15 protein-coding genes are annotated in these 16,819 nt (G+C 41.1%); 10 read left to right on the top strand and 5 right to left on the bottom strand.

Annotated features, from left to right (window positions below; genetic code table 11):
• Positions 1-11 precede the first annotated feature (11 nt).
• Positions 12-995, top strand: a complete 984-nt coding sequence (locus tag Q0779_RS08245) for an NADPH:quinone reductase (protein WP_298771505.1) — start codon at positions 12-14, stop codon at positions 993-995.
• A 14-nt stretch (positions 996-1,009) separates the two neighbouring features.
• On the opposite strand, the gene Q0779_RS08240 is transcribed toward Q0779_RS08245, so the two are convergent.
• Both Q0779_RS08240 and rraA read right to left on the bottom strand, forming a co-directional pair.
• Positions 1,010-2,059 carry a formimidoylglutamase gene (locus Q0779_RS08240; protein WP_298771504.1) on the bottom strand — a complete coding sequence of 350 codons (1,050 nt, stop codon included), beginning with the start codon at positions 2,057-2,059 and terminating at the stop codon, positions 1,010-1,012.
• Between the two features lie 118 nt (positions 2,060-2,177).
• Complete coding sequence (rraA, locus tag Q0779_RS08235; RefSeq protein WP_298771502.1) at positions 2,178-2,663, bottom strand: ribonuclease E activity regulator RraA; 486 nt, start codon at positions 2,661-2,663, stop codon at positions 2,178-2,180.
• A 249-nt stretch (positions 2,664-2,912) separates the two neighbouring features.
• Between rraA and Q0779_RS08230 the strand changes: the two genes are divergently transcribed.
• The 3 genes from Q0779_RS08230 to Q0779_RS08220 all read left to right on the top strand — a co-directional run bounded on the left by Q0779_RS08230 (position 2,913) and on the right by Q0779_RS08220 (position 4,822).
• Positions 2,913-3,155, top strand: coding sequence for a YgjV family protein (locus Q0779_RS08230; protein ID WP_298771500.1), 243 nt, complete (start codon positions 2,913-2,915; stop codon positions 3,153-3,155).
• Positions 3,156-3,235: 80 nt separating this feature from the next.
• Complete coding sequence (locus Q0779_RS08225; protein ID WP_298771498.1) at positions 3,236-3,748, top strand: phosphatase PAP2 family protein; 513 nt, start codon at positions 3,236-3,238, stop codon at positions 3,746-3,748.
• 21 nt (positions 3,749-3,769) lie between these two features.
• Positions 3,770-4,822, top strand: a complete 1,053-nt coding sequence (locus Q0779_RS08220; protein ID WP_298771496.1) for an MJ1255/VC2487 family glycosyltransferase — start codon at positions 3,770-3,772, stop codon at positions 4,820-4,822.
• 13 nt (positions 4,823-4,835) lie between these two features.
• On the opposite strand, the gene Q0779_RS08215 is transcribed toward Q0779_RS08220, so the two are convergent.
• From Q0779_RS08215 to hslV, 3 genes are all read right to left on the bottom strand, one after another.
• The gene (locus tag Q0779_RS08215) at positions 4,836-5,231 is read right to left on the bottom strand and encodes a DUF971 domain-containing protein (protein WP_298771494.1); all 396 of its coding nucleotides are present in this window, start codon (positions 5,229-5,231) and stop codon (positions 4,836-4,838) included.
• 147 nt (positions 5,232-5,378) lie between these two features.
• Complete coding sequence (gene hslU, locus Q0779_RS08210; RefSeq protein WP_298771492.1) at positions 5,379-6,704, bottom strand: ATP-dependent protease ATPase subunit HslU; 1,326 nt, start codon at positions 6,702-6,704, stop codon at positions 5,379-5,381.
• A gap of 35 nt (positions 6,705-6,739) precedes the next feature.
• On the bottom strand, positions 6,740-7,264 hold the full coding sequence (gene hslV / locus Q0779_RS08205) for an ATP-dependent protease subunit HslV (protein WP_298771490.1): 525 nt from the start codon (positions 7,262-7,264) through the stop codon (positions 6,740-6,742).
• A 616-nt stretch (positions 7,265-7,880) separates the two neighbouring features.
• Between hslV and Q0779_RS08200 the strand changes: the two genes are divergently transcribed.
• The 6 genes from Q0779_RS08200 to Q0779_RS08175 all read left to right on the top strand — a co-directional run bounded on the left by Q0779_RS08200 (position 7,881) and on the right by Q0779_RS08175 (position 16,759).
• Positions 7,881-8,930, top strand: coding sequence for a rod shape-determining protein (locus Q0779_RS08200; RefSeq protein ID WP_298771488.1), 1,050 nt, complete (start codon positions 7,881-7,883; stop codon positions 8,928-8,930).
• Between the two features lie 43 nt (positions 8,931-8,973).
• Positions 8,974-9,909 (top strand): rod shape-determining protein MreC, encoded by a 936-nt coding sequence (gene mreC / locus Q0779_RS08195; RefSeq protein WP_298771486.1) that lies wholly within the window; start codon positions 8,974-8,976, stop codon positions 9,907-9,909.
• Complete coding sequence (gene mreD, locus Q0779_RS08190) at positions 9,906-10,394, top strand: rod shape-determining protein MreD (RefSeq protein WP_298771484.1); 489 nt, start codon at positions 9,906-9,908, stop codon at positions 10,392-10,394. The genes mreC and mreD overlap by 4 nt, the downstream gene beginning before the upstream one ends.
• Positions 10,394-10,999 carry a nucleoside triphosphate pyrophosphatase gene (locus tag Q0779_RS08185; protein WP_298771482.1) on the top strand — a complete coding sequence of 202 codons (606 nt, stop codon included), beginning with the start codon at positions 10,394-10,396 and terminating at the stop codon, positions 10,997-10,999. The genes mreD and Q0779_RS08185 overlap by 1 nt, the downstream gene beginning before the upstream one ends.
• Before the next feature lie 214 nt (positions 11,000-11,213).
• Positions 11,214-12,716: a ribonuclease G gene (rng, locus tag Q0779_RS08180; RefSeq protein WP_298771480.1), complete on the top strand. Its 1,503-nt coding sequence runs from the start codon at positions 11,214-11,216 to the stop codon at positions 12,714-12,716.
• Complete coding sequence (locus Q0779_RS08175; RefSeq protein WP_298771478.1) at positions 12,716-16,759, top strand: YhdP family protein; 4,044 nt, start codon at positions 12,716-12,718, stop codon at positions 16,757-16,759. Before rng ends, Q0779_RS08175 begins: the two co-directional genes overlap by 1 nt.
• Positions 16,760-16,819: the final 60 nt, after the last annotated feature.

Genomic DNA, 16,819 nt, shown 5'->3' with positions numbered 1-16,819 from the left:
GTGAGAGAGTGATGAAAATAATGAGTTATAAGCAATTTGGTGCAGCAAAAGATGTTCTTAAACTGCAAGAAGTCAATAAACCTCATGTGCAAGCCGGTGAAGTATTAGTGCGGCTGCATACTTCTGCTGTCAACCCCTCAGATGTGAAAAAGCGAGCAGGTGCATTTCCAGAATTATTAGCTAAGGGTGATATTATTCCCAATAGCGATGGTGCTGGCATTATTGAAGCTGTGGGTGAGGGAGTCTCTCCAGCAAGAGTCGGTGAGCGAGTATGGGTTTATCAAGCGCAGCATGGTAGACGCTATGGCACATCGGCAGAATTCATTCGTATCGAAAACAGAAGAGCGGCGCACTTACCGAATGAAGCGAGTTTTGAGGTGGGAGCTTGTTTGGGGATCCCAGCGATGACGGCGCATCGGTGCGTGCATGCCGACGGTCCAGTAAAAAACAAAATAATACTGATTACAGGTGGAGCGGGTCGAGTGGGGTTTTATGCTATTCAGTGGGCAAAAATGGCAGGGGCTTTTGTTATAGCCACCGCATCAAATGCTGAAGATAGACAAGCTTGTTTGAGCGTTGGGGCCAATGCAGTTGTTAACCATAGAGCATCTGACTTTGCGGCACAAATTTTACAGGCAAGCGGTGGTAAATTGATTGAGCGTGTGGTTGATGTCGAATTTGGCGCAAATCTTGAGGTAATTTTGCAAGTGATTAAAACGGGAGCGGTGATTTCGAGCTATTCATCGACTCAAGAACCTGAGCCTAAATTGCCTTTTTATAAGATGATGTATTTAGATTTAACCCTGCGATGTATTATTGTTTATGCGATGCCTGAAGAGGCAAAAAATATGGCGATTAACGCTATCGAAAATGCATTAAAACAAAACCAGCTTTGCCATCGTATTGCTGAGGTGCTTCCGCTTACGAAGGCGGTGAAAGCCCACGAGCTTGTAGAGCAAGGAAAGGTTAAAGGCAGTGTTATTTTATCCATTTGAATGCGTTTTATACTTTAAAGGGCATTCAGCCGAGCGTGTATATAAGTGAGCATGAGTTCACTAATACTTTGTCCTGTTACTCGAAGGCCTGCATCAATACCCGCTGGATGACAGCTTGGTGCTGCTTCTGCTAAGTGTAGATATGTACATGCACAATGTTTGGCGATGTCATGAACATAATACAAGGCATCCATGAGTGGAATGCCAGCAGCCGTTGAAGCGCTACTGGGCATATTGACTATGGCATCGAGATCTAACTCAAGTGCTACTGGGCTTTGAGCCTGGTTTAATGCTTGTTTAATATCGCATAAAGCTGTCTCTAATGATATTTCTCTTCGAATCCAGATTTGTTGCAGGCTATGCCAGTGGCCTCCAAAAGCAGTGAGTTGTGCTAAGGAGGCTTCTGTATTTTTATGTTCATGCAGCCCAAGAACATGATAATAGTTTAGGGCATCTTTAGCGGCAGCATAACTGAAACCATTGCCACTATGCCTGCCTTCTCTGAGGCGAAAATCACAATGGGGATCAAGATTGACTGCTGCAGCGGCGGTTTGTTTAGCGGCTTTGGTTGCCATCAATAGACCATAAGCATTGTTGTGTCCCCCACCAATGACAATGGGCTCAAGCCCCGCTGCAATAATGGGAGTGAGTATACTAATAACTCGCTCATCTAGCTGCTCAACATGTTCCCTTAAATGACTGAGGTTTTGATCTGCTCCCTTTTGCAGATCATCAACCATGATCTGTCCTAGAATAAGGCATTCATGACCAGTAAAGAAACGATTAGACTGCATATTGAGAAAATGACTGATCCCGCTTTCATAGGCATCTGTCGCACCACCTCGACCAAGATTGGCTCTTGGGCCGATATCCTCTCCAATGCCCAAAATGACAAATCGAGCGCCTTCATTTTTTGCTTTATCAAGGATAGCTTCAAGGGCATGATCAGGTGTGGGTGTTTGGACAACTTGACCCAGTTTGGTTTCCCCTATTCTTGCTCCACTGACTTGTTGAAACCATTTAGTTAAATCTTGTTGGGTGAAAAGCGTTAAATATTGCGTCATAGCATAGATGGCCTGAAGATAATGGTGCAGTATTAAGGGTTGATGTTCATTTCAACCCTTATTGTAGTGAGAGGGAGAGGAAGTTAACGCTAACTTCTCCTTAGGACTAAAGTTAGCGTTAATCAATATCCAGTGGTTCAGGTGATAAGATAATCCCTGTGTTATCGGCATAAATATGATCGCTTGGTAAGAAAGTCACACCACCAAAATTGACTGGGATCTCTAATTCTCCAACGGCATTGCCGTCTGCACCAACAGGAATAGAAGCCAAAGCTTGAATACCGATATCGAGATCTTCTAATGCATCAACATCTCTTACAGAGCCATAAACAATAATGCCTTCCCAATGATGATCGCAGGCTAATTGGGCGATATTTGAATCAACCAATGCACGTCTTAAAGAGCCGCCGCCATCAATGAGGAGGACTTTTCCTTCACCATCATCTTGTAAGGCGTCTATAATTAACCCATTATCTTCAAAGCACTTTACAGTGCTAATGGCACCACCGAATGAGCTACAACCCCCATAATTACTAAACATGGGTTCGACAACATCAACGACATCGAGATAAGTATCACAAAGTTCTGAGGTGTTGTATTCCATAATGACACTCCTTAAAGAGAAGTTTTGCACAGGATCAAGGTGCAGTGACAATAATTTAACCCAGTATATAAGGGTTTTTTGAAAAGAAAAGTGATATCAAGAGGAAATTGATTTAAATCAGTTAATGGTATATTTCTTCGTGTCAAAATGGGCCAAATTTAATGAAAAATAGACTTCTTGTTGTTATGTGTCGATGAGGGCAATCGTGATTTGAGTGATATAAAAAGATAACTTGAACGAGGAGGTTAAATGGAACATTTTAATGTAATTGAAATGCTTGGGTACTTAGCATCTGTTATTATTGCGATATCTTTTATGATGAAAGATATTATTAAACTACGTTGTTTAAATTGTACGGGATGCCTACTATTTTCATTCTATGGCGTCTTGATTGATGCTTGGCCTGTTGCGGCGATGAATGGATTTATTGCGCTGGTCAATCTATATCATTTGTTTAAGATATATTTGAAAAAGAATTACTCTTTAAAGTAGCGGCCATGACAGAGTCGTCATTGATTTGTCATTTTGTTCGATTAAAGTTAATTATTATTATTGAATAAGGTGCCATGCCTATGTTCGAAATGATATTACAACTTGATAAATTGGCGTTTAGTCAAGTGAATAAATTAGCTCACCGTTATCAATTAATGAAAGTGTTCTCTATGGTTTCTATCATAGGGAATGGCCCTGCGTACTTATACCTTATGGTGTTATTGCAATTGTCTCATCCAAAGGGACAGGTGCTTTTTAATCTTGCGGGGAGTAGTTTACTGTTAGCCTTTCCACTTTATTTTTTATGTAAAAATATTTCTCGTAGGCGAAGACCATGTCATGAAAATGAATTTATGACTTTTCCTTTTGAACCTTCAGATAGATTCAGTTTACCTTCTGGTCATGCAACGGCGGCGTTTGTGATGGCAACGTCGGTCAGTTATGTTTTTCCGTCCTTGACTGCTTTGGCTTATCTCTGTGCTTTTTTTATTGGATGTTCCAGAGTGATTTTAGGCGTGCATTATCCTTTGGATATTATTGCTGGGAGCTTCTTAGGTACATTGAGTGTTCATCTTATACATTCCATTATTTAACAGTATGTTGAGCAGGTGAATATGCGTATATTATACGGTGTACAAGGAACAGGGAATGGACATATTAGTCGTGCAAGGGTCATGGCGCAGGCATTTCATGATAAAGGTGTCGAGGTTGATTACCTTTTTTCAGGCAGGCATTCAACGCCTTTTTTTGACATGCAATTATTTGGTCAGTATCAGAAAAAAAGGGGGGTTTCTTTTGTGACACAAAATGGATGCATTCGTGTATTCAGTACGCTTAAAAGAAATTCGTTATGGTCATTAAAGCGAGACATTCAGGCTCTGGATTTGAGCGGTTATGATTTAGTGATCAGTGATTTTGAGCCTATATCTGCCTGGGCTGCCAGACTGCAGGGAGTAGTATCTATTGGTATCAATCACCAATCAGCGCTTCGTTATCCTGTGCCCAAATCAGGCTATTCTTGGTATAGTGAGCTGATCCTTAACTATTTTGCACCAGTGGATATTTCTCTGGCTTGTCATTGGCATCATTTTGGTTTTCCCATCTTACCGCCAATAGTGGATGTGCATTCCTGTAAAGTGGAGAAAACCCATCAGATCCTTGTCTATTTACCTTTTGAGCAACCTCAGCATATTATCGAGTTATTGGCACCTTTCACTGAATATCAATTTATTATTTATCATGGCACTTTATCCAGTCTTGGATCGCCGGAACATTTGATCTGGCGGTCATTTAATTGTGCTTCATTTAAGCAAGATTTGGCGTCGAGTGGCGGGGTGATCAGCAATGCCGGGTTTGAGTTGCCAAGTGAGGCGTTAACATTAGGAAAAAAACTCTTAGTGAAACCTTTACATGGTCAGTTTGAACAATTGTCGAATATGGCTGCATTAAATTTGTTGGGTGCGGCTGATTGCATGATGGAGCTTGATACTCATGTCGTCAGGCGGTGGTTACATTCCGCGCCTGCAGATGCGATTAATTATCCTCCCTTAGGTGATGTGTTAGTCAATTGGATAATAGCTGGAAATTGGAGTGATATCGACGCGTTATGCCAATCGGTTTGGCAAAATATCACCTTACCTTCAACATGGCGTAAAAAAAGTGCATGAGTTGAGACAGTGATCATTGATGATATTTGACTGCCATGTCGATGAGCGGATCTCGACCGCTTTTTGCTTGCTTTAAGCGAGAGAGGTAATTTTCCCATAGGGAGTCTTGTTCGGTGGCGAGTTTGTACAAATACTCCCAAGAATAAAGGCCAGTATCATGACCATCATCGAATGTAATTTTTACAGCGTAATTACCGAGCGCTTCTATTGCTGTGATATTAACGTTTTTTTTATGGGCTACAAGTATAGGTTGGCCATGACCTTGCACTTCAGCAGAAGGTGAGTGCACTCGAAGCATTTCACAGCTTAATGAATAAGACTCACCGGTATTAAATTTGATTTGAAGTTCACGGGATATCTTTTTCAAGCATAAATCGGTCACATAAGGAGTCTGATTTTTTGTTGTCATGAGTATGCCCTGTTGATGTTGCATTAATATAAAAACGGCATCACTAATAGTGTGATGCCGCGTTTAAGTCTCAACTGTTCTGAACCTTAATAAGTACTTATTTATAAAACTTATTTTGAGTACAGACTCTTAGCTCTGAGATAGTGATTATAAAATAAATCGGCTTAGATCTTCATCTAATACCAGATCGTCCAGATGTGCTTTCACATATTCGGCATCCACAATGGCTTCACTACCTGATTTATCAGAGGCATCGTAAGATAACTCTTCCATGAGGCGTTCCATGACAGTATGCAAACGACGTGCACCAATATTTTCAGTGCGTTCATTGACTTGCCAAGCTGCTTTTGCAATATGCTCAATACCATCTTGAGTAAATTTAACATTAACGCCTTCTGTTGCCATTAACGCGACATATTGCTCAGTGAGTGATGCATGAGGTTCGGTTAAAATACGCTGGAAATCATCTGCAGAAAGGGCTTCTAATTCTACACGAATTGGTAGACGACCTTGTAGCTCAGGGATCAGATCCGACGGCTTAGCCATTTGAAACGCACCTGATGCGATAAATAAAATATGATCGGTTTTGACCATACCATGCTTAGTGTTAATTGTGCTGCCTTCAACCAAAGGCAGTAAATCACGTTGCACACCTTCGCGAGAAACATCAGGGCCAGAGGCATCACCGCGTTTACAAATCTTATCGATTTCATCAAGGAAAACAATCCCATGCTGCTCGACTAAGTCAATCGCTTGCTCTTTGAGATCTTCTTGATTGACTAGCTTACCCGCTTCTTCTTCAATCAATAGCTTTTGGGCTTCTTTGATGTTGAGTTTACGGCGTTTACTGGTACCAGGTCCCATATTTTGGAACATGCTTTGCAGTTGGTTTGTCATCTCTTCCATGCCAGGTGGTGACATGATTTCGATACCCACTTGTGGCGCTGCAACATCAATTTCAATTTCTTTGTCGTCTAATTGGCCTTCACGTAGCTTTTTACGAAAGATCTGACGGGTGTTTGAATCGTCCGCTTTATCAGCGTCCCATTCACCGTTTGGTTTAGGGATTAAGGCGTCTAAAACACGTTCTTCAGCATTTTCTTCGGCTTGTGTTTTGCATTTGGCCATTTGCTCTTCACGGGTGAGCTTAATCGCAATGTCTGTTAAATCACGAATGATTTGATCGACTTCTTTACCAACATACCCGACTTCGGTAAATTTGGTGGCTTCAACTTTAATAAAAGGCGCTTTGGCAAGCTTAGCTAAGCGGCGAGCAATTTCTGTTTTACCCACACCAGTTGGGCCTATCATTAGAATATTCTTGGGCGTGACCTCTTGACGTAGATCACTTTCAAGTTGCATGCGTCGCCAGCGGTTACGTAAGGCGATAGCAACTGAACGTTTAGCCTTTTGTTGGCCAATAATGTGGCTGTCCAGCTCATGGACAATCTCACGTGGGGTCATTTCAGACATAATTTTTCCTCGTGCCTATAGCTGGAAACAATCAATTAATATGTAATTTCTTCAACTGTTTTATGTTGATTAGTAAAGACGCAGATATCACCAGCAATAGTGAGTGATTTCTCGGCAATTTCACGCGCACTTAACTCTGTATTTTCGAGTAATGCTGTGGCAGCAGATTGTGCAAAGTTACCACCAGAGCCAATGGCGATAAGATCGTTTTCGGTTTGCACAACATCACCATTTCCAGTGATTATCAGTGATGCTTCTGTATCGGCAACGGCTAAAATAGCTTCTAATTTACGTAGCATTTTATCGGTGCGCCAATCTTTAGCCATTTCAACCGCAGCTTTCATTAAATGGCCTTGATGCATTTCAAGCTTCGCTTCAAAACGCTCAAATAAGGTAAATGCATCAGCGGTACCGCCAGCAAAACCTGCAAGTACTTTATTGTTATATAGGCGGCGTACTTTTCTTGCATTACCTTTCATGACGGTATTGCCTAGGGAAACTTGCCCATCACCAGCGATAACGACTTGGTTATTACGGCGAACTGATACGATAGTGGTCACAATAATTCCTCTTCTCTAGCCAGTGGCAGTGGGCCGACTGGATGATGATATTGTTAGATATGGGGGAGGTTATCAATAATTCAAGGGGAAAAAAGAAAACGAGAGAGTGGAGGTTGAATAAATAAACGGGTCATTCTTCTTTTGTCGATTAAGATCAATTTATTTCAGTTAATTGTGCTGCTAGTCGCTTTGTGCTGAAGCTATAAGGTACAGAAAATCGAACGTTTAATGAACACTTTTATTGCTATGCTCTTGAGTGACGACAAAGGAGCTTTTTTTGTTATGTAAAGTAATATGAAAAAGCAGTCACTTTTTTAAAGTCGACCTTTTTTGAGCTAGATAGGCCATTTATCGTGATTTTCTGCATTTATGATAGTTTTTTTGGGTAATTCATATAAAAACAGTGGATAAATCTGTATTTTATTTGTTTGCTAAATAGGAAATCAATTGGTTTATTTTAACAAGAATAGCTTTTTTATGAGGTATTATGCATTTTATACGAAAAAATCGTTACTCATTAGCGATTGTTAACGTCTATGCCCTTGTAGATTTTAAGAAGCGTGATAAAGTTAGCTGATTTCTTTTTTCAATGACTCCACTGAGACAGGCTGGTTACATGTTCAAGAAGCTGCGTGGCATTTTTTCTAACGATTTATCGATCGATTTGGGTACTGCTAATACATTAATTTATGTTCGTGAAGAGGGCATAGTATTAGATGAGCCTTCTGTTGTGGCTATTCGCGCAGAGCGAGGCAATTCAGGGCAAAAGTCTGTTGCAGCTGTGGGGACAGAAGCAAAGCAAATGCTGGGTCGAACTCCTGGGAATATACAAGCTATTCGTCCAATGAAAGACGGCGTGATTGCCGATTTTTATGTGACTGAGAAAATGCTTCAGCATTTTATTAAGCAAGTTCACAATAATAGTGTATTTCGTCCAAGCCCAAGAGTCTTGGTGTGTGTGCCTGTTGGCGCCACTCAAGTTGAACGACGTGCTATTCGTGAATCTGCTATGGGGGCGGGGGCACGCGAAGTATATCTAATTGAAGAGCCTATGGCGGCTGCAATTGGCGCAGGGCTTCCCGTATCTGAAGCAACAGGTTCTATGGTTGTTGATATTGGTGGCGGCACCACTGAGGTCGCAATTATTTCATTAAATGGCGTCGTGTACTCTTCATCAGTTCGCATTGGTGGGGATAAGTTTGATGATGCGATTATTAATTATGTGAGACGTAATTACGGCAGTTTAATTGGTGAAGCGACCGCTGAGCGAATTAAACATACCATCGGCACGGCTTATCCTGGCGATGAGGTGCTAGAAATTGAAGTGCGTGGTCGCAACCTTGCTGAAGGTGTACCGCGTAGCTTTACGCTTAATAGCAATGAAATATTAGAAGCATTACAAGAACCTTTATCGGGTATTGTCAGTGCAGTGATGGTGGCATTGGAGCAATCGCCTCCTGAGCTTGCATCGGATATTTCCGAGCGTGGTATGGTGCTAACGGGTGGCGGTGCACTTATTCGCGATTTGGATAGGTTACTGATGCAAGAAACGGGGATCCCTGTGATGATTGCTGAAGACCCATTAACTTGCGTTGCGCGTGGAGGGGGCAAAGCCCTTGAAATGATTGATATGCATGGCGGTGATCTGTTCTCCGACGAAAATTAACATGTTTCTTTTATTAGGCGGTTAATGCCGCCTTAGTGATCCTATGAAGCCTATTTTTGTTCGTGGAATTTCCAATCAATTTAGACTGACATTGGCAGTGATACTGTCAGTGATTTTACTTGTCGCTAACGATAGACTCGATCCTGCGCGTGATGCCCTTTCTTCTTTACTGAGCCCGTTACAATATGTGGCGAGTTTTCCTGGTCAATTGTTAGATATATCGGCTGAGAATCTCGCCACAAGAAACATGTTGGCGAAACAGAATAAGAGCTTATTAAGAAAGCAGTTATTAATGAGTGAACGCTTGCAAAGGTTCGAGTTTTTGCGTCAAGAAAATGAGCGTTTAAGAGCGCTATTAGGCTCGCCTGTACATATGGATGCCAAAAAAATGGTTGCAGAAGTCATGGAAGTGGCAAGCGATCCTTTTCATCAATATGTTGTGCTCAATAGAGGTAAAAAGAGCGGTGTGTTTGTTGGCCAACCTGTTGTGGATGCACAAGGGGTGGTGGGGCAAGTCACACAAGTCAGTGAGCTAACCAGTCGAGTATTATTATTATCCGATGTCTCTCATGCTATTCCTGTTCGCTTAACCCGTAATGATGCTCGGTTTGTTATCAATGGCACTGGCGTATTAGACGAATTGGAACTGAGGTATGTGTCAAAAAGCACCGATATTCGTGTGGGGGATTTATTGGTGTCCTCAGGGCTGGGTAAGCGGTTTCCCGAAGGCTATCCGGTCGCAAGGGTCATGAGTGTCATTAAAGATGATGGGAAAAGTTATGCCACTGTCACAGCCCAACCGTTAGCAGCATTAGATCGTATTCGCTATTTATTATTGTTATGGCCAGACCCTCATGAAGATGTGGCTATTGAGCAACAAAATAGGGTGCCAGATGCTTCAAACAAGGCTTTGGTGGACGGTGCGACATCTCGTAATTCAGCAGTATCAGTTGAACAAGATTCTGAGGTGAACCAATGAGTTTACATTTGCCAAATGGACGTTGGGTCGTTTGGCTAAGTTTTTTACTGGCTATGTTATTTCAAATTATGCCTTTACCCGAAGGTGTCGCAGTATGGCGACCCGATTGGTTATTACTTGTGATGACATATTGGGCGATGGCTTTACCCCATAGATATAATATTTTAACGGCATGGATACTCGGTTTATTGCTGGATATTCTGTTAGGTGCGACACTGGGGATCCGTTCATTGGGTATGTCCATTGTGATCTATGGTGTGGTATTACATTTCCAGCGATTACGTAATTTTCCTATATGGCAACAATCATTATTTGTTGCTGCCGAAGTCGCGGTTTATCAACTTATCGTGTTTTGGCTGCAATTTGTGGTCGATGGCGCTAAATTTGAATTGAGTATACTTTTTCCTGCTGTATCAAGCCTATTTCTTTGGGTGTGGGTTTTTTGGATTTTACGTCGCATGAGACGTAAATATAAGGTTAGGTAATGAAAGCGTTAGTGTTAGCTTCTGCGTCACCCAGACGAAAACAGCTATTAGAGCAGCTGCTTTTTTGTGAGCCAGATTTATCTTTTTCAGTATTCGCTACAGACATTGATGAAACGCCAAAGCGGGAGGAAACGCCTGATGCATTGGTGGTACGTTTAGCTTGTGAAAAAGCCCATGCAGGTTGGTTACTTGCCTGCTCTGAGTCACGTTTCCCAGAAGCATCTTCGGTACATGTGCTGGGCTCTGATACTGTGGTGGTATTGGATAATGTGGCTTTGGGAAAGCCTATTGATAAAGATGATGCTAGAAAGATGTTGCAAACCCTTTCAAATCGTGAGCATCAGGTGTTCACTGCTATTACGCTCACTGATGGAGTGGAAAAAATCACCCGTTTAGTGAAAACAAAAGTCAATTTTTGTGCCTTATCGTCGTTGGAAATCGAATCTTATATTGCAACGGGTGAGCCCATGGATAAAGCGGGTGCTTATGGCATTCAAGGGATCGGGGGGAATTTTGTCTCCAGTATTCAAGGGAGTTATTCTGCTGTTGTTGGCTTGCCTTTAGTTGAAACCCGAGATTTACTTAAGAAAATGCAATTAATGTGATGATCTTAAGGGAACATTCATCACATTAGCTTATCTAATTAAGTTGTGGTAGTTCATAAAAAGTGGATACTGAGCGATAAAAAACAGCATGGCTCAGTATTGAACTTTATCATTTTATTTCTATGTTGTGACATTATTTAGTGCCAGATAGAGTGCTAACCCAGTACCTAGATGACTTGGGTATATAAAAAGAATGACTTAAGTGAGTGTTGAAATGGGCCGTATCATAAGTAAGCCAGTACATGGAAAGATAGGATCTGAATTGCTAATTAATGTTACCCCGACAGAAGCAAGGGTTGCATTGGTTGAATATGGTATTTTACAAGAGGTTCATATTGAACGACGAATGAAGCGAGGTCTCGTCGGTAATATTTACAAAGGTAAAGTGAGTCGAGTGTTACCTGGCATGCAGGCGGCGTTTGTTGATATTGGGCTGGATAAAGCCGCTTTTCTGCATGCATCTGATATTGTTCCTCATACAGAATGTGTGGCGGATACCGATAAGGATCATTTTGCCGTACAAGATATTCGGCAATTAGTGAGGCCAGGTCAAGCCGTTATCGTTCAAGTCATTAAAGATCCTATTGGCACAAAGGGTGCTCGTTTAACAACGGATATTACACTACCTTCTCGCTATTTAGTCTTCATGCCCGGAGCCCGTCACGTTGGCGTCTCTCAACGAATAGAATCAGCGAAAGTTCGTGCTAGGTTAAAAGGCCTCACAGAGCCATTTGTGGATGAAAACGGAGGGTTTATTATTCGTACCGCTGCTGAAAATGCAGGGGAAATAGAACTGGTACAAGATGCGGCTTTTTTAAGACGGGTTTGGGCTAAAGTCAGTGAACGACGTAAACGACCTGGTGTTTCTTTACTCTATCAAGATCTGGCTTTACCTGTGCGAATAGTACGTGATTTTGTGGGAACGGAATTGGATAGAGTGCAAGTGGATTCCAGTCAAACCTTTGCTGAACTACAAAATTTTACCCAAGAATTTATGCCAGAAATTGCTGATAAATTGGAAAATTATTCAGGCTCAATTTCTATCTTTGACCTTTATGATGTGGAAAATGAAATTCAGCGTGCCTTAGGTCGAAAGGTTGAACTGAAATCCGGTGGGTATTTAATCATAGATCAAACAGAAGCGATGACAACGATTGATATTAACACTGGGGCTTTTGTGGGCCACCGCAATCTTGAAGAAACGATTTTTAATACTAATTTAGAAGCGACTCAGGTCATTGCTCGTCAATTAAGGTTACGTAATCTAGGTGGGATTATTATTATCGATTTTATTGATATGCAAACTAAAGAGCATAAAAATCGAGTGTTAACCAGTTTAGAGCAAGCACTGTCCTTAGATCGTGTGAAGACCAGTATTAGTGGATTTTCGGGGTTAGGCTTAGTGGAGATGACGCGAAAACGAACCCGTGAAAGCTTAGAGCATGTGCTTTGTGGTGAATGCCCATCTTGTTTAGGTACTGGAAGCTTAAAAACAGTAGAAACCGTTTCTTATGAAATGTTTAGAGAGATTATTCGATTGAATCGAAGTTATGATGCTGATGAGTTCTTGGTGTACTGTGCCCCCGCTGTTTATAACACATTAAAAGAGGACGAAAGTCATTTTTTGGCCGAATTAGAAATATATGTTGGAAAAAGAGTTAAACTACAAAGTGAACCTTTATATGCTCAAAATAAATTTGATGTGGTGATAATGTAGTGTTTTCTTTATTTGGCCCGTTTAAAGTACTGCGTTTTTGCTGGCTTTCATTAGCTGCTCTGCTGGTGCTATTTGCACTGCTAGTGAGTTTAATTCGAGGGTTACTGCCCGAGCTAGATCAAGTGAGAGCAGAGTTAGTCGATTATGTTCAACAGACGTATCAAGTGAAAGTGGAGGTAGGGCAACTTCATTCTCGGTGGCGGGCGTTTGGACCGGCATTGACTGTGACAGATCTGGTATTGCCTAAACAGAAAAACTTGCCTTTAACTTTTTCGGTTGCTCAGGCACATATCAAGCTTGATTTTTGGCAAAGTCTATTAAATTTAAGTCCTCAAATTGAAACGGTTATTTTTGATGGTATTGATGTAACACTGAACCTTGATGCACTAAAGGATAATGCGCAAGATCCTCAAGGAGTGTCCGATACCACATGGCTGTATGGATTACTATTAGAGCAGCTTGAACGTTTTACCGTCAGAGACGCCAGTATTACACTTGAAAGCCATTCCCATAAATATAATCCTATCTATATTAAAGATTTAGTCTGGCGAAATAGAGATGAAAAACATTTAGGGAAAGGCCTAGTCTATCTCGATGATAATGGTTCTGTAGCTGAAAGTCTGTCATTGAATGTGGCTTTAAAAGGGAATGGTTACCGACCCGATAGTTTGGTTGGACAGATGTACTTAGCGGCAAATAGTCTTGATATTGGGCATTGGGCATCAAGGCAGCCAGCGAGATTCAGTGCCCAGCAACGGATGCATCTTAAAGGGGCTGTCAATCTTGAAGCTTGGGTAGGGATTGCCCATCGTAATATAAGTTCTGCGGATGTTAATTTTAAACCGAGTTGGTTGACGTGGTATTTAAATAAGGAAGAACAAGACTTTACTATTGAAAAAGGTCAGCTATCTTGGCGAAGAAATGAAGAAGGCTGGGCATTAAGCAGTAGCAATTTAGCTTTTTCAAGTAATAATCAATCCTGGCCCATAATGAAGTTGGGTGCAAAGGAAGTACAAGGCAATACCTATGCTTATTTAAATCAAATTGATATTGGGCTATTACAACCGCTATTACCCTTGTTACCGTCATTGAATAAAGACACATTGGATGCATGGCAACTGATGGCCCCCGAAGGAAAGCTGCTTGATTTACGCTTGCATCAACAAGGGGATAGTTCGCCGCAAATAAGCGTAAATGTCCAAGGGCTTACTTGGCAAGGGGCGGCAGATATTCCAAGTTCTACACCTGTTGATTTGACCTTAATGACAAAAAATGAACAAGTGTATTTTTCATTGCCGCCACAAAATTACTCCTTTGATTTTAATGATAATTTTAAAGCCCCTTTGACATTTAAGGGGAAGGAGATTATTGGTCAATTTAATCCGAGTACTATGGCTGTTGTTCTTCCTGATGTGTCATTAAAAAACGATGACATGACTTTGAAAGCGGCAGCTAAAATAGGTTTTCAAGAGCAAATGACGCTGGGATTATTGGCGAATTTATCAGTCAATAATATTCAAGACGCCGATAAATATTTTCCATTATCCGCCATGGGCAAAGATGTTGTTGATTATTTAGATAGCGCGCTGAAAGAGGGGAAAGCTGAGAATGGCGTGATTATTTGGCAAGGTGCATTGAAAGATTACCCTTATAACGATCATAGCGGGATGTTTCAAGCAGGCTTTAATTTAAAGCAGGGCACTTATCAATTTCAGCCTGATTGGCCTGCCATAACGCATCTCTCTTTGTATGGTTTATTTGAAAATGCCGCTATGGATCTGTGGGTAAAAGAAGGTGACTTGTTAGGCGTTCCAGCCAAAGGAACCCATGTATCGATAGATAATTTAGTTGATAAGCCAGTATTGGGTATTCAGTCGACATTATCGACAAAGGCAAAAGCTGCAAAGCAAGTGATAAATCAATCTCCTTTGTCCAATACTGTGGGTGAAACGCTTAAAGTGCTTAATGTTAAGGGGAAGCTTACAGGGGCATTAGACTTATCTATCCCATTATATGGTAAAGATAATGAAATTATCAAAGGTACAGTGAATTTTAAAGATAACCCTGTTTATGTGTCAGAGCCAGGCATTCAACTATCAAATGTGACAGGGGAAATTCAATTTAAAAATGAAGTGGTTACTGGGAAAAATATTTCAGCCACTTTATATAATCAGCCTGTAAACTTTGATTTTTATACGGGAAATCAACATAAAAAGTATGCTGTGAATGTCGATTTTAATGGGCATTGGCAGCTGGGCACCTTATCGGCAGAATTGAATAATCCATTAAGTGATTACTATCGTGGTACCTTGGATTGGACTGGGGGCTTATTGCTGGCTTTTGATGATAATGGATACAGTTTGCAAGGACATGTTAATTCAGACTTACTGGGAACAGAATTATTACTGCCGGGACAATTTCATAAAGACAAATCGCAAAAAAGAGCATTGTCGGCTGAAATTATTGGTGATGATAAGCAGCTTTCGCTTGGGGTTAAAGTGGGTAAGCAATCTGAGTTTTGGGGGGCATTTGACTTTGATCCCAAAGGGGAGGCCTCTTTGGCTTCTTATGATTTATTATTAGGGCGTTTGTTTAAGCCTGGTGATAAATTGCAGCGTAATAAAGGGCATTTACAGTTAGCGCTTGATAAAGCGAACTTTATGCAATGGGATCCTATCATTAAGAAATTTATCGGTAATGATCAAAGTAAAGAAATGGCAGCCCAAGCACAAGCGAAAGAGGCGAATTTGTCATTGAAAAGGCCATTATTTCCAACGCTTAAGTTGATTACTGGCCATATTAATAACTTGGATTTTCTAGGGCATGATGTGAACAATGTTCAGTTTACGTCATTTGCAGTTGAAAATGCTTGGCGTTTAAAAGCGACTTCCGAGCAATTTACGGGTTATGTTGACTTTTACCCTAATTGGCGCGAGCAAGGATTGAAAATAGCGGCGCAAAAGTTATATTTACAAAATTTGAGTAAAGATGCGGATCCTGACGTTAAGGCTGATGTTCAAGATGAGTCTTTAAAGCAAGCGGCAAAGCAAAGTGCTTCAGCGAGTCTTAATGACGTTGAAAAAGTGGATCCATTTACTTTACCTCCATTAGCTATTAATGCAGCTGATTTTCGAGTCGGGGGGAAGCAATTAGGTCAACTCGTGTTGCAGGCAAGCCCAACAGATAACGCTTATCAGATCCAAACCTTATCTTTATCTACGCCAGAAATCCAATTACAAGGTAAAGGGGCTTGGTATTATAAAGATCAAAATAAAACCCGGCTTAAACTAACGCTTACAGCGAAGAAGTTTGACGCCGTTTCAAAAGTGTTAGGTATAGATCCTGGGTTGAAAGATGCGCCTTTGTCCATGGAGGCCTCGTTGGCTTGGATAGGAGCTCCGTATGAATTTAGTCTTGATACATTAAGCGGACAAATTAATTTTGAATTGGGTAAAGGGCATTTAACTGAGGTGAGTGATAAAGGAGCAAGAATTTTATCGCTTTTTAGCTTAGATTCTATTTTACGCAAATTGACGTTAGATTTTTCAGATGTTTTCGGAAAAGGGCTTTATTTTGATTCTTTCAAAGGTACGTTGGATATTGAAAATGGAGTGGCGAAAACAACCAATACTGAAATGAAAGCGATCGTGGGAGATATGAAAGTCAGAGGTTATACGAATTTATTGAATGAAAATATTAATTATGACATTAAGTTCATGCCGAAATTAGCATCGAGTGTGCCAACGGTAGTATTGCTAACGACGGGAGGATGGACATTTGGCTTGGGGGCATTTGTGCTGACGAAAGTGTTAGAGCCCGTTATTGAAGTGATCTCTGAATTGCGTTTTAGGGTTACAGGGACCATGTCTGAGCCGAAATTAAAGGAATTACCGCGTAAAAGTAAAGAGATCCAAATTCCAGAATCTGTTTTATCTGATTCTAAAGCGGCGCAAGGTAATGCAGGTAAAGATAAAGCCAGTGTGACTGACCCTTCACTGAAACCTGTGGCTGATCCTAAAACGCCCACATCGGGCAATCAATAAAAATTTAGCGCATTCGTTTCTACGCACATCTCGAGTATAATGGAAAGTAAGTTTTTATTA

It is taken from the genome of uncultured Shewanella sp. (genome assembly GCF_947491715.1).
In the GTDB taxonomy this organism is placed as follows: Bacteria; Pseudomonadota; Gammaproteobacteria; order Enterobacterales; family Shewanellaceae; genus Shewanella.
Note: the sequence above shows the minus strand (reverse complement) of the source record. Positions and strands in the feature narration are given on the sequence as shown.

Excerpts from the sequence above, each read along its gene's own strand:
- Q0779_RS08245 (WP_298771505.1), top strand. The coding sequence starts at position 12 with ATGAAAATAATGAGTTATAAGCAATTTGGTGCAGCAAAAGATGTTCTT.
- Q0779_RS08240 (WP_298771504.1), bottom strand. The coding sequence starts at position 2,059 with ATGACGCAATATTTAACGCTTTTCACCCAACAAGATTTAACTAAATGG.
- rraA (WP_298771502.1), bottom strand. The coding sequence starts at position 2,663 with ATGGAATACAACACCTCAGAACTTTGTGATACTTATCTCGATGTCGTT.
- Q0779_RS08230 (WP_298771500.1), top strand. The coding sequence starts at position 2,913 with ATGGAACATTTTAATGTAATTGAAATGCTTGGGTACTTAGCATCTGTT.
- Q0779_RS08225 (WP_298771498.1), top strand. The coding sequence starts at position 3,236 with ATGTTCGAAATGATATTACAACTTGATAAATTGGCGTTTAGTCAAGTG.
- Q0779_RS08220 (WP_298771496.1), top strand. The coding sequence starts at position 3,770 with ATGCGTATATTATACGGTGTACAAGGAACAGGGAATGGACATATTAGT.
- Q0779_RS08215 (WP_298771494.1), bottom strand. The coding sequence starts at position 5,231 with ATGACAACAAAAAATCAGACTCCTTATGTGACCGATTTATGCTTGAAA.
- hslU (WP_298771492.1), bottom strand. The coding sequence starts at position 6,704 with ATGTCTGAAATGACCCCACGTGAGATTGTCCATGAGCTGGACAGCCAC.
- Q0779_RS08200 (WP_298771488.1), top strand. The coding sequence starts at position 7,881 with ATGTTCAAGAAGCTGCGTGGCATTTTTTCTAACGATTTATCGATCGAT.
- mreC (WP_298771486.1), top strand. The coding sequence starts at position 8,974 with ATGAAGCCTATTTTTGTTCGTGGAATTTCCAATCAATTTAGACTGACA.
- mreD (WP_298771484.1), top strand. The coding sequence starts at position 9,906 with ATGAGTTTACATTTGCCAAATGGACGTTGGGTCGTTTGGCTAAGTTTT.
- Q0779_RS08185 (WP_298771482.1), top strand. The coding sequence starts at position 10,394 with ATGAAAGCGTTAGTGTTAGCTTCTGCGTCACCCAGACGAAAACAGCTA.
- rng (WP_298771480.1), top strand. The coding sequence starts at position 11,214 with ATGGGCCGTATCATAAGTAAGCCAGTACATGGAAAGATAGGATCTGAA.